This window comes from Idiomarina abyssalis (genome assembly GCF_019797805.1).
GTDB classification, from domain to species: Bacteria; Pseudomonadota; Gammaproteobacteria; order Enterobacterales; family Alteromonadaceae; genus Idiomarina; species Idiomarina abyssalis.
The window spans coordinates 2,321,345-2,336,870 of the sequence record NZ_CP081832.1; the positions used below are offsets into that span (position 1 = coordinate 2,321,345).

Below are 15,526 nucleotides of genomic sequence, written 5' to 3' on the forward strand. Positions count from 1 at the left end.
AGGGGCGTTTTCGTTTCTATTGGTAGATCATGCAACACCTAGAACGTGTAGTTCAGACGTGCATAGTAATAACCACCATTGATACCAAACGGGAAGGTTTCCCAACCGTATTTAAAGCCGGCATCAGAGAATGGCGAGCCTGCACTGCCCCACTCATCCGGGTAAGTATCAAATAAGTTATTGGCACCAACTCGTACGTTCAGGTTACTGGTAAAGTCGTAACCAACAGAAAGGTCCGTTAACCACTTGCCGCCCCACTCATGACGAACACCAGTAAAAGCCTGGCCTTCAACGGGTCCAAAATAATTTAGAGCTAAGTTGACGTTCCAGGCATCTCGAGTCCAGTCACCACTTAATGTTGCTTTTTCACTCGGTTGTCCTTCTTCAAGGCGCAAAATTTGAGTATCGTTAAAAATTTGCTCGCCCGGAATTAGTGAAGACACCGAATTAACCTGTTCAACGTCAGTATTCATAAAGCTCATAGCGGCGGTTAAGTTCAGATTACCGTCCAGAAGCTCAGTTGGATATGAAGCAATGACATCTAAACCTGTTGTTTTTGTATCAACAGAGTTGGTAAAAAACTGAGCAGCGCCAAGGTTATTATCCTCCAGGACCTGGCCAAACTCCGCACCGACACTGGCTGTTAAAGATTCCGACAAAACAATCCGATCATCGATATTAATTTGGTAGAAATCCATTGTTAGATCAAAGCCACTGTCGAAGCGCTTAATTAAACCTAAACTAATACTCTCAGAAGTTTCTTCCTCGAGTGCGTTAATACCAAACTGACGCGCCACTTCATCATCATTAGCTATGGTTCCTGTTTCCACCAAGGTCCCATTAACAATATTTGTCGATACCTGACTGTAATAAATTTGCTGCACACCCGGCGCACGGAAGCCTGTCGCTACCGTTCCTCGAACAGAGAAGTCGCTATCGATGTCATAACGAGCAGAAAGCTTACCTGAGATGTTGTCACCCGCTATGTCGTAGTCTTCGTAACGCAACGCACCGGCTAACAAAAAGTCAGGAGTCACATAATATTCTGCATCGACATAAGCACCATAGCTGTCACGAGTTGCGTCCACAGCCTGGCTTGGGCTAAAGCCCGGGAAGCCTTGTATACCAGCCTCTGCACCAGCTCCCGATGGGGTTACGATTTCCACACTGGGATCATTGGTCCGGCCATAAGCCCAGGAAACAGGGTCACCCGGATTTATCTCATAACCATCCTGGCGCATTTCCAGGCCGAAAGCTAAATAAAGCAGTTCATTGTCTATATCAACGGTTCCGTTAAAGTCTAAGTTGAACGTAGTTTGCTCAAACACTAACTCACCGTCAAAGGCTGACGTAGGGGTTTCACCGTAAATGCCGCCATCTGGGTGAGGTTCATAGTACCAACTGACATTCGCTGAGTTCGATGAATTAAAGCCGAATTCATTTTTACCGTAGACAACGCTCGCGTCCCATAACCAGGCATTCGGCAGATCACCTCGAATACCAACCGCCAGAGACTGGTCATCCGCCTCGGTTTCTAGTTTTGGTAAGAAGCCGTCCGGATAAATGGCTTCGATTGTTCTGGGGTGTCCTCTACCACGGAAAAAGCCCGAAGATCCACCATCGCGAGTTGAAACGCCACCGAAGGCATAGAGTTCTGTGCTGGAGTTCAAGTTAAAGCCGGAGTTAAACCAGGCGTATAAGTTTTCAGAGTCTGCGTCACCAATATGCAGGCGAACCACAGGGTCGCCACTGGGCGACGACCAGTCACCAATCAATGAGGCTTCAGCTGGTGCCGCACGATTTGTCATACCACGGTCACGGTATTCTAACGTTCCGTTGAAAAAGCCTTTATCAAACTCTTTACCAAAGTTGATACCAACGGTATTAACTTCGCCATCGCCTTCATAAGTTTGTCCAACTTCCGCTGAAATACTTCCGCCGTCAGAACTTTTCAGCGTAATGTTAATGACACCAGCTATCGCATCAGAACCGTACTGAGCGGCGGCTCCATCACGAAGAATTTCAACACGCGCAACCGCTGTAATAGGAATCGCGTTAATATCGTAACCAGCAGAGCCTTTACCAATCGTTTCCTGTACGTTCACAAGAGCTTGTTGGTGGCGACGCTTACCGTTAACCAGCACCAATACCTGGTCAGGGTTAAGTCCCCGCAAAGTAGCCGGACGAATAATATCGGAGCCATCAGAGATAGTGGTACTGGAGAAGTTAAAGGACGGTGCACTCATTTGCAGAGCTTTACCTAATTCCGTTGCACCGGTATTCACCAGTTGCTCAGCGGAAATAATATCGATAGGCGATGCCGACTCAGTTGCTGTACGGCCGTTCACTCGAGAACCCAGAGTAACAATGCGCTCCATCGATTCGTCTGACTCTGCATTAACGTCTGCTTGCTGTGCAAAACCGGTATTCGGAATTGCTAACGCGGCAGACAGTGAAAGGGCTAAATAACCCAGCTTGAAAGATGCTCTGCTCATAGTTCCGCCTTACTTTTGTTATTTTCGTTTTAAACGCGATCAGCCCTTTAACAATTACCGACATTTTTCTGGTTTGGGAATATATCAGATGACATAGATCAAAATTTCGTAAGGAAACTTGAAGATCTTGCTCACTGCTTTATATTGATAAGTTGTTAACACAACAAAAGGAAGACTTTATGACTCGTATCGTAGGTATTGTTCTATTAGTTGTTGGTGCTATTTTACTGTATTTTTCTTATGAAGCTTCTCAGTCTCTGGCTTCTGAAATGTCTGAAATGGCGACAAATGAGCCAACTGACAACACCATTTGGTATTTAATTGGTGGAGTTGCCGCTGTGATTGTTGGCCTCTACGCGGTAATTCGCGGAAAATAACGGATTCGGTTAGCCGGGCGTATCAACCTGATACGTCTGGCAATCGCAATGCTGCAAAGGTTGCAATAACGCCTATAGCCGCCAGCACCCACAGTACCGCAGCTACGCCGTAAGCAGCATCAACCCAGCCCAACAATAAACCCGCTAAAAGCACAACACCCATTACTGTGTTAGATACGGCGGTCAGTTGCGCTCTATTATCCTGAGTTGCCATATCCACCAAGTAAGTTTTTCGCCCAACCCTGGCACCATGGTGAGCCACCGCTGAACTGAACAGCAAAGCAGCTGCCACCCATTGCATACCTAACGCATCAGGAGCCCAATAATAAAGGGCTAAAGCTATGCCCATAACCAGGGTCGACATAACGGAAGCGGCAGCCATAACATGATGACTGGCTGAGTCAGACCAACGCCCCCAAAAACGCCCTGCCAGTAAACCAGCAAGCCCACTGGCCAGCATTAAGCTGCCTAAGCTTGTTAACTCGGCTTCGCCTTCTCGCTGTATTAAAACCACAATGTAAGGAATGGCGAAAGCAGCCGCTACCAATAACGCACGTGATACTACAAAATGACCAAACTGACGATTCTGCCAAAGCAGCGACATGGATTTTACTGCTTCGGTCAACGCATTGCCGCCGCCTTCTGTTGCCCCCGCAACTTCAGGGATCCCTGCATAAAGCAGTGCAGCAACCACCCATAACGCGACTCCCGCCCCTAGAAGAGCAACAAACAGAGGCCGCTGACCATCCATCTCCGGAGCAAAAATGATAACGAGTGCAGTGAGTAAGGTCAGCAGTCCGGCAGCCGAAGCCGCGACACCCGACATGCGCCCTCTGCGGGTTTTAGACACCGTTTTTCCCGTCACATCTTTGTTGGCCACCGAACAAATGCCTCGTGACAAACTGAACAGCGCCAGCAGGATAACGACCGACCAGCCCAGCATATCGCCATCTAAGGTCGCTACTGCAAACAACATGGCCAACAGGGATAGTGCCTGACCGATACTACCGGCAACCCAGAACCATTTGCGTACCGGTTGTTCACGAAGCTTTTGAGCAACAAAAAGCTGAGGTAATAGAGCTAATGATTCACGTAGTGGTACCAGCGCACTAATGAATATAGCAGGGGCTCCGAGCGAACTCAGCATCCACGGCAGTACCAAACGGGCGCTGACCAGGCTATCGCCCAACTTTGTTAGCATTAACGATAGCAACATTAAAACAAACGAGCGAGGCTGCTCATTACAGGCTGATTCAGGAATGTCTTTACATACACGGGCATCTTCGTCTTCAGCTAAATAACCGTACACGCGTTCCGTCAGTTTTCTATCCGTCATGGCAGTGTGTTCACATTAAGAGGTATGTCGGAACAAATGCTGCCACACTTTGTTCAGCCATTCCACAAACTCACACCATTGTGACAAACGTTGCCGATCAACCTGGTAGTGAGTTCGTTTTTCATAATCAGAAATCAAACGCTCAACCATTCCGCTATTTAACTGATTAATTTTTATGGTACTGGCAATATCAAACAGCGGATTTCCTATGCCCGCATATTCCCAGTCAATGATTCTCATTGGGTCGGTCATCAATATATGGTTCATCGATAAGTCATTGTGACACAACACAGGAAAACTGAGCCAGTCATCAATAACTGAGGCAATAGGTTTTAGCTGCTGCCGCATAACTGTTACAGACGGTGCGTCAAAAGCTTGCAGTTGCTGCAAGTAATGCTCAATCCGATCCGCCATTGACCAGGTTGGAACATCAACGCGCACGGAGTGAATTTTGGCCAGTGTCTCAGCCAGCACTGTGGCTTTAATTAACGGAGATAAAGTGACCTGCTCTAGCGAAGGGGCTTTGTAATAATGCTGCAATAGCCAACCTTGCCCAGTGTGGTAATCCAATACTTCCGGCGCTAAAGAAAGCTTGGCCAGCTGCTGCTGAAGCGATACTTCCCGCTCTCTGTCAACCGCAAATACTTCTTCATTCCGCCAACGTTTCAATACGTAGTCGTCAGTGCCCGTTATTAAGCGTAAGGCCTGATTGGACTGCCCGGACGCTAAAAGCTTTATTTCTTCTGGCTTATCTATCACCCAATTTCGCCCACGGACTTTAACTGGGTGTCATGGCGCCAACGCCACATGGCGTAAACAACCAGAATAAGATAAACAACAAAAAGCAAAGCAGTAGCCACAAAGCCTTTGCTGGCGTACAAATAAACGTAAACACTGTCTATGACCAGCCAGTACCACCAGGTTTCATACGCCTTCTTGGTTACCAACCAAGTAGCTAACAAACTGAAGACCGTTGTATAAGTGTCTAGCCACACAGCGTCCGCGTCTGTGTAGACCGACAACAAATAAGCAATTAAAGCGGCCAGGGGAACTAACCAGGCCCATTGTATAAGGTGCCATCGCAGCGGATACTTTGCACCGTCAGGACTCTCTTTTGCGGCGCTTTGCTGACGTTGCCATTGCCACCAGCCATATCCGGCCAAAGCAATGTATATAGTCTGCAGCAAAGACTCCATATACAACCGGCCCTGCCAAAACAATACGGCGTAAATAGTACAGCTGACCGCGGCAGCAGCCCAACACCATTGTCGTTGATGCGCGGCCAGTACGAGATAGCCAAGCGCCAGAACTAAAGCGGTCAGTTCCCAGGGGGAGCTGACCATTAGCTGTTCAAGCCAGAACTCGAGCGAAGACTCAAGCATTCTCCGGCCTTAAATCCTTATTAATAAACTTACAAACCAGAACATTCGAAGGCACATTTTGAAAAAGCAGTTCCATTTCTTCACCTAAAATACGCATAACGTCCTGCATCTCACCAAAGACTTGGGTGCTCATCGTATTGGTCAGAACCGTTAACTCTGAATGCTGGTTTAAGCGCTCAATAAAGTCTTTTATGGTATCCAGATAGCTGTCAGCTAAAGGATACAACGACATTTCCACTGAAACTTGCATGTTACCCTCCTTTAAAACGACTTACTGACAGTAACCCCAAAGCGGCGGGGTTCACCATACTGCACGTAAGTTTCGGGGATGTACTCTTTACGTGGGTCATTACCAAAATAGAAGCCACGAATTTCATAATCTTCATCTGATAAGTTACGACCCCACAAACTGATACGCCAGTCCTGATAATGATAGTTCAACGCAAGGTGCAATACTGCCATGCTATCGGCTTTTTGGTTATGCGAATCGGAGAAATAGAATTCATCTTTGCCGTCGGCCTGAATCACCCACTGGAAGTTCTCGCCGACCCAGCCCTCAAGGCCAATATTAAACTGGTAGTTAGGTGCTTGCGCCTGTTCACGGCCCGTCATGTCCATACCGTCTTCCGTTACAAAACCGTCAATTTCGGTTTTTAACCAACTGGCGGAAGCGAAAACAGCCAGCCAGTCAGTCAACTGATTTCGAATTTCTGCTTCCAGGCCATAGCCCGTGCCTTCCGCTGCATTTTCGATATAACCGACAAAAGACTGATCGCGATTCACCCAACCTTTTAGCTGAACATCGTCGCGCCAGTGGTAAAACGCGCTAACCCGTGAAGTTAAACGGCCATCGGGGCTACTACCTTTAACACCTAACTCAGTACTCCAGAGAATTTCGGGCGCGAAAGTTGCTCGCTCTAATAGATAGTTTTCTAATTCTTCCAGTCCCTGATCTTCAGCTTTACCCAGGGCTTCCCCATTAACACCTCCGGCTTTATAACCTCGAGCTACTGTTGCGTACAGGTAACTCTCATCGGAAGCTTGGTAGCGCAGACTGAAATTCCCGCCAACCATAGTGTCTTCTGGTTCTGCCGTGACGCCCCGACTGTCCAGATAGTCATTGTTATAACGCTCAACCCGCAAACCGGTAATGGTGCTAACACGGTCAGTCCAATGTTGGGTCAACTCACCGTACAACGCACCGTGCTTGCTGTCATAATCGCTTTCAAAAATGGCCGGCACGCCTAAATCCCAATTAAAGTAATCGCGGGTTAACTGTACCGACTTATCGTAGTAATACAGGCCCAGGACCCATTCACTGTCAATGCCCAAAAGAGCTTCAGGATCATCTGAAAGCCAGCGAACTTCGGCTGTTTTGTCGTCACGTTCACGGAAGTACGCGTCAAAAGAAGAATATTCCCAGCCCGGAGCGATACCTTCGTAAGTCCAGTCTTCATCGTAGGCATAACCCGTGTCGGCATCTAGCTGGTTAACGGACATTTCCAGTCGGCTGTTATCAAAGCCCAGGTAACTCAACTGCAAACGCAGCGCCTGACTTTCTAAACGGTCAAAACCCGGCTCATCAGACAGAGTCTCGCGCGTGTTATCCAGACTGAAAGCGTCGTAACCATTATCGACATCGTTATAATGCAGAACCGTCTGCAGTAACCAGTCTTTGCTAAGCTCAGTATCGAGCAGTAAGCGGGCACTTAACTCATCGCGCTGTTCAGTGTCATCCCTATCCAGGTAAGTATTTTCCATATAGCCGTCTTGTTGGAACTGACTGACTGAGAAACGCGCGTTACCCAATACTCCCAGGCTACCGCCCATGGCTAAACCACCCATGGCTTCAGAATAATTTCCCGCCGATAACTGAAATTCACCGTTGAAATCGCTGCTCGGTGCCGTGCTATCAAGCAACAATAAGCCGGCCATCGCATTCACTCCAAAGCGACCACTTTGCGGACCACGGAAAACTTCGACCTGATTAATATCGAAAAGCGATGCGGCACTGCCTAGTCCGCTGTAATCAATGCCATCAATCAATAAGCCGACAGACGGTGTCACCGGATCAACAAACTGAGAACGCTCGCCAATACCACGAATTTGAATGAAACGAGCCGTGGAGGTACCACCTGAGAAGTTTACGTTGGCAAAGCTATTCAGGGTGTCCTGTAAATGCTGAGAGTGACGCTGCTGCATGGCGTCTTTATCGATAATAGAAACACTGCTGGTGGTTTCATTTAAGGTACGGCGGTGAAAGTCACCACTCACTTCAATAATTTCTATGTCTTGCGTATCTTGAGTGTCTTCTGCAACATCAGCAAATACAGGTGACGTGAATAGCGCAGTAGTTATGCTGGCTGCCAGGTATGAATGGATTATTTTCATGGATCATTTCCTCAAAACAACAGAGTCAGAAACGATCCGGTAAGGCTGTATTAGACGGGTTTTCTACCATCCCTACGCCAGTATTAACCGGATCAGGTTTTAAGGGTTCGCTAATGCATCTCAGCCGTTGCCGGCACCCCTTGGTAAAGCGGCGTCAGTATAACGCAGCTTATTCGTTAAACAAATTTACTTTCAGTACAATTAAATGAAGGACAGGGCATCGCCGTAAAGATTCTCTAACGGCACGCCTTTAGCCACAAAGTCGTCGCGGATAACGCGCACCATCTCAAAACGTCCAGCCATATAGACCTCACAGTCCGGCAAGTTTTTCTGTCTCGCCATAACCGCATGATGTACTAAGCCAATTGAATAAGACCAGTCGTTATCCGCGTCTTCGACCACCGGATGATAATCGAAATGTTCGTACTGGCCTGCTAAACGTTCCAATTCGTCATGCAAATACAGGTCGCTTAGGCTTTTTGCTCCCCAATAAAGGCTTAGTGAGCGCTCTGGTGACAAGCGTAAATGCTGCTGCAAAATAGAGTAAGCATAAGAAAACCCTGTACCACCGGCAATTAAAACCGCAGGCTGGGTACTTTCCTGACGATAAAAGGCACTACCATCCGGTGCATCAATCTCTAGTTCCCCGTCGGCGCGCACTTTATCCAAAACTTCCATTGCGTAGCTGTTATCCGGCGTAGCACCAACATGAAGTAACCACTCACTTTTATCTGAAGGACATGAAGCAATGCTAAAAGGCCGTTTGTCTCTTTCACCCATGACTACCATCAGATATTGGCCTGCTTTAAATTTAACCGGTTGCGGCAGTTGCAAACGCACTTCCCAAACAGCGTCCGCTAACTGGCGCGAAATATCGGCTTTACAGGTCATTTGTTGACTCATTCACGACTCCATAATGTTCAATTCGTCCCAAAGCTGGTCGACACGTTGCTTAACATCATCACTCATGACAATAGGCTCGCCCCATTCGCGGTCGGTTTCGCCTTGCCACTTATTGGTTGCATCCATACCCATTTTTGATCCAAGACCAGACACCGGAGAGGCAAAGTCGAGGTAATCAATTGGCGTGTTTTCAACCAAGGTAGTGTCGCGTGCCGGATCCATTCGGGTCGTCATGGCCCAAATCACATCTTTCCAGTCTCGCGCATTCACATCGTCGTCGCACACAATCACAAACTTGGTGTACATAAACTGACGAAGGAACGACCAGACCCCCATCATCACGCGCTTGGCGTGGCCCGGGTACTGCTTCTTCATAGTGACTACTGCTAAACGGTACGAACAGCCTTCCGGTGGCAAATAAAAATCGACAATTTCAGGAAACTGTTTTTGCAGCAACGGAATAAAAACTTCATTTAAAGCAACGCCCAGCACCGCAGGTTCGTCCGGCGGACGTCCGGTATAAGTGCTGTGATAAATTGGGTCTTTACGATGAGTCACATGAGTCACGGTGAATACCGGGAACTCATCCACTTCGTTGTAATACCCGGTATGGTCGCCATAAGGCCCTTCCGGCGCCATTTCGCCCGGCTCGATGTAACCTTCAAGAATGATTTCTGCATGCGCCGGTACTTGTAGTTCATTACTGATGCATTGCGTCACTTCGGTTTTGCTGTCGCGCAGCAGCCCGGCAAAAGCATATTCAGACAAGCTGTCCGGCACCGGTGTTACTGCACCTAAAATGGTCGCAGGATCAGCACCTAAGGCTACCGACACAGGGAATTTTTCACCCGGATGCTGCTGACACCACTCCTGGAAATCCAACGCGCCGCCGCGATGCGACAACCAGCGCATAATAAGCTTATTCGGCCCCAAAAGTTGCTGGCGATAAATGCCTAAGTTCTGGCGCTCTTTATGTGGCCCTCGAGTTACCGTAAGACCCCAGGTCACTAACGGCGCTACATCACCCGGCCAACAATGCTGAATCGGCAACTTAGTTAAGTCAACGTCATCGCCACTCATGACCACTTGCTGACACGGCGCCTTTTTAATGCTTTTCGGCGACATACTCAGCACTTTTTTGTACTTAGGCAGTAAATTCAGTGCGTCACGAAAGCCTTTAGGTGGCTCCGGCTCTTTTAAAAACGCCAGTAACTTACCGACATCCCGTAAAGCGGTCACCGATTCCTGCCCCATACCTAAAGCCACCCGCTCTGGCGTACCAAACAGGTTAGCTAATACCGGCATATCGTGGCCTTTCACGTTTTCAAACAATAAGGCAGGGCCTTCGGCTTTTAAGGTGCGGTCTGATATTTCGGTAATTTCTAGGTAGGGATCGATTTCTTGTTGGATGCGTTTAAGTTCACCGCGCTCCTCCAGGAGCGCGATGAAATCGCGCAAATCTTGATATTTCATACGCCGCTTAGCTGTTGCGTTGACGTTTCATCGATTCGAAGAATTCGTCATTGGTTTTGGTCATCTGCAGACGGTCAATCAAGAACTCCATGGCTTCAACTTCGCCCATTGGATGCATGATTTTGCGCAGGATCCACATTTTCTGCAGCTCGTCCGGAGTCGTTAACAACTCTTCACGACGTGTACCTGAACGGTTGAAATCAATGGCAGGGAACACACGACGTTCAGCCAGCTTACGATTCAGGTGCAGCTCCATGTTACCGGTACCTTTAAACTCTTCGTAGATGACTTCGTCCATCTTCGAACCAGTATCAATTAGGGCCGTTGCAATAATGGTTAAGCTACCACCTTCTTCAACATTACGAGCAGCGCCGAAGAAACGCTTCGGCTTATGCAATGCGTTAGCGTCCACACCACCGGTTAACACTTTACCGGAACTTGGAATAACGGTGTTATAAGCACGGGCTAAACGAGTAATTGAATCCAGCAGAATCACCACGTCTTTTTTGTGCTCAACCAGGCGTTTCGCTTTTTCGATAACCATTTCAGCTACCTGAACGTGACGGCTGGCAGGTTCATCAAAGGTTGAGGCAACCACTTCACCATGCACCAGGCGATGCATTTCGGTAACTTCTTCCGGACGCTCATCAATCAACAGAACGATCAGTTCAGCATCCGGGTGATTCGCCGCAATAGAAGTCGCAATATTCTGCAATAGTAAGGTTTTACCCGCTTTTGGTGGCGCGACAATAAGCCCGCGCTGACCTTTCCCGATAGGGGCAGATAAGTCCAGTACCCGTGCCGTGATATCTTCTTTACTGCCGTTACCACGCTCTAAGTGAAAACGCTCTTCCGCATGCAGCGGTGTTAAGTTTTCAAATAAGATTTTATTGCGGGAGTTTTCAGGCTTGTCGAAGTTAACTTCGCGAATTTTCAGCAGGGCAAAATAACGTTCACTGTCTTTCGGTGGGCGAATTTTCCCGCCGATAGTGTCACCCGTACGCAGGTTAAAGCGACGAATCTGGCTTGGGGAGACGTAAATATCGTCCGGACCAGCCAGGTAAGAGGAGTCGGCTGAACGCAAGAAGCCGAAACCATCCTGCAGAATTTCCAGCACACCGCCACCGTGAATGTCTTCACCACTTTTAGCATGCGCTTTTAAAATAGCGAAAATGATGTCTTGCTTGCGCAAGCGGGCCATATTCTCAAGGCCCATTGAGTCCGCGAGCTGAACTAGCTCGTTTACGGGTTTGTCTTTAAGTTCTGTTAGATTCATAGGAGGGTTTTCGAGTTATCGATTGAACACAAAGCCTTTTTTAATTTGACTCTAGAAAGTAAAACAATTGGAACTTTCGGAATTCGCGAAGTGCGAAACCAGAAACAGAAGTTTCATTTTAAAACAGGTTAACCGGTGGAGTTGGTGAACCCGTATGAACAGTTAATGAGCAGAAGTTATCACCAAAAAAGCAATCCGTCCAGTTTTCTCAACAAAAACGGCGCATAACGCGCCGCTTTTTGACAATCATTAAATATGCTGCTCAAGGAACTCGGTTAACTGAGCACGTGATAATGCGCCCACTTTGGTTCCAACAACTTCACCGCCTTTAAACAACAATAACGTTGGAATGCCACGAATGTTGTACTTAGGTGGTGTTTGTTCATTATGGTCGACATTCAGCTTGCCGATAACCAATTTGTCAGCGTATTCGCTGGCAATGTCATCAAGAATAGGCGCTACCATTTTACATGGTCCACACCACTCAGCCCAAAAGTCGACTAATACGGGTTTATCGGAATTAATGACATCAGCATCAAAACTGTCATCACTTAGCTGAACTATTGCGTCACTCATGGTACTCTCCGCTACTTTCTTCGCGTGGAAATATTAGAATAGTATTATTTCTGTTTTTGAATACAAGCGCAAACTGATATGCTTATAACTTATGACTAAAACACATCTTACAGAAACTCGCTTTGCTGATTTGGCGCTTCACCCCAAAATCCAGCAAGCAATATCCAGTGCCGGATTCGAGTATTGTACTCCAATTCAGGCGTTAAGTCTGCCTGTTGCTCTCTCTGAGCGTGATGTTGCCGGCCAAGCCCAGACAGGTACAGGAAAGACCTTGGCATTTCTGCTGGCTACTTTCAACCGCTTAATGCAGAACGAATCGTCCGAAAAAACAGAATCGGGGCCGCGCGCACTCATTATGGCTCCTACTCGCGAACTGGCTATTCAGATAGCGCACGACGCCGATGCTCTTATTGAGCACTGTGGATTAAAAATGGGCGTTATCTATGGCGGCGAAGGTTACGAAGGCCAAAAAGAGCAGCTAGCTTCACAACCCGACATACTGGTTGGTACCACAGGCCGACTTATTGATTTTTATAAGCAAGGTCTGTTCAGTCTCAATGACATTGAGGTTGTGGTTCTGGATGAAGCTGATCGCATGTTTGACCTTGGCTTTATCGATGACATTCGTTATTTGTTGCAGAAAATGCCGGAACCGGCCAAGCGCTTAAACCTGCTGTTTTCAGCAACATTGTCTTATCGCGTGCAAGAACTCGCCTACGAGCACATGAACGCACCAACGAAGCTTGAGGTCGAACCGTCACAGAAAACCGCGACACGGGTAACCGAAGAGTTGTTCTACCCCTCGAAGCCGGAAAAATTCCCGTTATTACTCACGCTTATTGAAGAAGACTGGCCGGATAAAGCTATCGTTTTCGCAAATACCAAGCATGGTTGTGAGAAAGTACACGGCTGGCTGGTTGCGAATGAACACCGCGCAGGTCTGCTCACCGGCGATGTCCCGCAGAAAAAACGCTTACGCATTCTGGAAGACTTTGCCGAAGGTAAACTCGACTTTTTAGTCGCAACCGATGTTGCGGCACGTGGTCTGCATATTCCCGAAGTGACGCATGTGTATAACTTCGACCTGCCTGACGACTGCGAAGACTATGTACACCGTATAGGCCGTACCGGACGTGCCGGTGCCAGTGGTGCAGCTATCAGCCTGGCGTGCGAAGAGTACGTCTACAACTTACCGGCTATTGAAGACTATATTGGTCATACAATTCCGGTAACCAAATACGACCCTGACGCTTTACTGTCAGACTTAAGACGCCCTCGTCCTGTACAGCGTCGCCGTCGCCACAACTCTGGCGGCGGAAGCAAAGGTAAGCCTCGTGGTCGTCGCTCAGGACCACCGCGCAACGCGTCGTAATATGCCTGCAAAAAAGCGCAAACTCGCTGCCATCGACATGGGATCCAACAGTTTTCATTTGTTGATGGCAGAAGTTTCCATGACAGGGTTCTTCCCTAAACCCCGCATTTTGGCTCGCCATAAGCAAAAGGTTCGTTTAGCTGACGGACTCGATGAGAATGACAGCATAGACGACCCGGCTATTTCACGCGGTGCACAATGCCTGAATTTGTTTGCGAAAGAGCTAGAACGTTTTCAGCCACATGCCGTTAAAGCAGTGGCGACTGCTGCTTTGCGTAAAGCCAGTAATCAAGCACAACTTCTTGCGAAATTTGAAGCTGTGCTGGGCTCTCCCATTGAAATCATTACCGGTGAACGCGAAGCCGAATTGATCTATTCCGGCGTTTGCAGTGCTTCTCAATGCAAAGACAAGGTCCTGGTTATTGATATTGGCGGCGCCAGCACGGAAGTTATTGCAGGCAACGGCTCCCGGGCCAATATTCTCAACAGTCTCGATATGGGCTGTGTGGTTTTTCAAAACCGCTTCTTTAAACAGGGGCACATTGACAGCGAAAGCATTGAGCAAGCGTCAAAAACCGCCGAGCAGTTACTTGCTCCCTATGTTGATGACTACCAAAAGCATGGCTGGTTAAGAGTATTGGGAGCGTCAGGTACTTTTCGTGCAATCAGTGAAATTGCGACAGCAGAAGGCCTGCAGGTACTAAGCCGGGATTGGTTAGGTCAACTGATTCAGCGATGTATTGAACAGGGACAAGTGGAACGCCTTAATTTTGCCGGCTTAAGGGATGACCGTCGTGCTGTTCTAGTTGGTGGAATCACCATACTGTTTGCCGTGCTAAAAACACTCAATGTCGATAAATTTGAGGTTACTACAGGCGCACTGCGCGAGGGGCTACTCGCACAGCTTGCCAATGAAATCACAGCTTAACGTTTCTTCTCAGCTAAGTGTTGGGCAACCGTTTTTGCAAAATAAGTGAGAATGCCGTCGGCGCCTGCACGCTTAAAGCTTAACAGACTCTCTTCAATAACATCCTGACCTAACCAACCGTTAGTAATGGCAGCCTGTAGCATGGCGTATTCGCCGCTCACCTGGTAAGCGAAAGTTGGTACCCCAAAGTTGTCTTTAACCCGGCGCACGATATCCAAATAAGGCATACCCGGTTTTACCATAACCATGTCAGCGCCTTCCTGAATATCCAATGCTATTTCCTGTAGGGCTTCATCTGAGTTTGCAGGGTCCATCTGATAGGTCTTTTTATTGCCACCCTTCAGGTTACCTGCAGAGCCGACAGCATCGCGGAACGGACCGTAGAACGCACTGGCATATTTAGCCGAGTACGCCATAATTTGTGTATTAATAAAACCTTCAGATTCCAGCGCGCTTCGAATAGCACCAATTCGGCCGTCCATCATATCCGACGGCGCCACAACGTCAGCGCCGGCGCGCGCATGAGACAAGGCCTGCTTAACGAGAATATCGGTAGTAATATCGTTCTGTACATAGCCGCTGTCATCGATAATGCCGTCCTGGCCATGAGTCGTGAATGGATCCAGAGCAACATCGGTCATAACACCCAGTTCAGGAAACTGCGCTTTTATCGCTTTAACTGCACGCTGGGCTAATCCGTTATCGTCATAAGCAGCCTCTGCCATTTCCGACTTTGCCGATGCCGGCGTAACGGGGAATAATGCGACCATAGGAACACCCAGGCCGACCAGCTCTGCACATTCCTGAAGCAGTAAGTCGATACTGACGCGTTCAACACCAGGCATGGAGCTGACTTGTTCGCGCTGACTGTCACCTTCCAGTACAAACATCGGATAAATGAGATCATCAACGCTTAACTGATTTTCCGCCACAAGCCGCCGGCTAAAGTCATGGCGGCGTAAGCGTCGCAGTCGTCTGCCCGGAAAAGCACCCTGGTTTATCATCTTTGACTCCTAA

Annotated in this window: 14 protein-coding genes and 1 riboswitch; of the genes, 3 read left to right on the plus strand and 11 right to left on the minus strand. The window is 48.1% G+C overall.

What is annotated here, in order from left to right; all coding sequences use genetic code 11:
• Positions 1-38: 38 nt before the first annotated feature.
• Positions 39-2,495, minus strand: coding sequence for a TonB-dependent receptor plug domain-containing protein (locus tag K5X84_RS11170; RefSeq protein WP_222235885.1), 2,457 nt, complete (start codon positions 2,493-2,495; stop codon positions 39-41).
• Between the two features lie 179 nt (positions 2,496-2,674).
• Here K5X84_RS11170 and K5X84_RS11175 point away from each other — a divergent pair, with 179 nt between their 5' ends.
• Positions 2,675-2,872 carry a DUF3185 family protein gene (locus K5X84_RS11175; protein WP_054490148.1) on the plus strand — a complete coding sequence of 66 codons (198 nt, stop codon included), beginning with the start codon at positions 2,675-2,677 and terminating at the stop codon, positions 2,870-2,872.
• A gap of 22 nt (positions 2,873-2,894) precedes the next feature.
• Here K5X84_RS11175 and K5X84_RS11180 read toward each other — a convergent pair whose 3' ends face one another.
• From K5X84_RS11180 to trxA, 9 genes are all read right to left on the minus strand, one after another.
• Entirely contained in the window at positions 2,895-4,208 is a 1,314-nt protein-coding gene (locus K5X84_RS11180; protein WP_222235886.1) for an MFS transporter, read from the minus strand.
• 15 nt (positions 4,209-4,223) lie between these two features.
• Entirely contained in the window at positions 4,224-4,967 is a 744-nt protein-coding gene (locus tag K5X84_RS11185; RefSeq protein ID WP_222235887.1) for a phosphotransferase, read from the minus strand.
• On the minus strand, positions 4,964-5,590 hold the full coding sequence (gene pnuC, locus K5X84_RS11190; protein WP_054490142.1) for a nicotinamide riboside transporter PnuC: 627 nt from the start codon (positions 5,588-5,590) through the stop codon (positions 4,964-4,966). Before pnuC ends, K5X84_RS11185 begins: the two co-directional genes overlap by 4 nt.
• Positions 5,583-5,840, minus strand: coding sequence for a YkoF family thiamine/hydroxymethylpyrimidine-binding protein (locus tag K5X84_RS11195; RefSeq protein ID WP_222235888.1), 258 nt, complete (start codon positions 5,838-5,840; stop codon positions 5,583-5,585). Before K5X84_RS11195 ends, pnuC begins: the two co-directional genes overlap by 8 nt.
• Before the next feature lie 11 nt (positions 5,841-5,851).
• A complete protein-coding gene (locus K5X84_RS11200; protein WP_222235889.1) occupies positions 5,852-7,981 on the minus strand; it encodes a TonB-dependent receptor in 2,130 nt (709 codons plus the stop codon).
• A gap of 52 nt (positions 7,982-8,033) precedes the next feature.
• A riboswitch (TPP riboswitch) is annotated at positions 8,034-8,132 on the minus strand.
• Positions 8,133-8,182: 50 nt separating this feature from the next.
• Positions 8,183-8,884, minus strand: coding sequence for an NAD(P)H-flavin reductase (gene fre, locus K5X84_RS11205; RefSeq protein ID WP_222235890.1), 702 nt, complete (start codon positions 8,882-8,884; stop codon positions 8,183-8,185).
• Positions 8,885-10,357 (minus strand): 4-hydroxy-3-polyprenylbenzoate decarboxylase, encoded by a 1,473-nt coding sequence (gene ubiD, locus K5X84_RS11210; RefSeq protein WP_199493802.1) that lies wholly within the window; start codon positions 10,355-10,357, stop codon positions 8,885-8,887.
• A 7-nt stretch (positions 10,358-10,364) separates the two neighbouring features.
• On the minus strand, positions 10,365-11,633 hold the full coding sequence (gene rho, locus K5X84_RS11215) for a transcription termination factor Rho (RefSeq protein WP_011235587.1): 1,269 nt from the start codon (positions 11,631-11,633) through the stop codon (positions 10,365-10,367).
• Positions 11,634-11,882: 249 nt separating this feature from the next.
• Positions 11,883-12,209: a thioredoxin TrxA gene (gene trxA, locus K5X84_RS11220; protein WP_054490132.1), complete on the minus strand. Its 327-nt coding sequence runs from the start codon at positions 12,207-12,209 to the stop codon at positions 11,883-11,885.
• 91 nt (positions 12,210-12,300) lie between these two features.
• On the opposite strand from trxA, the gene rhlB reads away from it, so the two are divergent.
• Both rhlB and K5X84_RS11230 read left to right on the plus strand, forming a co-directional pair.
• The gene (rhlB, locus tag K5X84_RS11225; protein WP_222235891.1) at positions 12,301-13,581 is read left to right on the plus strand and encodes an ATP-dependent RNA helicase RhlB; all 1,281 of its coding nucleotides are present in this window, start codon (positions 12,301-12,303) and stop codon (positions 13,579-13,581) included.
• Positions 13,544-14,509 carry a Ppx/GppA family phosphatase gene (locus tag K5X84_RS11230; protein ID WP_244994785.1) on the plus strand — a complete coding sequence of 322 codons (966 nt, stop codon included), beginning with the start codon at positions 13,544-13,546 and terminating at the stop codon, positions 14,507-14,509. Before rhlB ends, K5X84_RS11230 begins: the two co-directional genes overlap by 38 nt.
• On the opposite strand, the gene hemB is transcribed toward K5X84_RS11230, so the two are convergent.
• Entirely contained in the window at positions 14,506-15,513 is a 1,008-nt protein-coding gene (gene hemB, locus K5X84_RS11235) for a porphobilinogen synthase (RefSeq protein WP_222235892.1), read from the minus strand. The two genes, K5X84_RS11230 and hemB, sit on opposite strands and share 4 nt — an antisense overlap.
• Between the last annotated feature and the right edge of the window lie 13 nt (positions 15,514-15,526).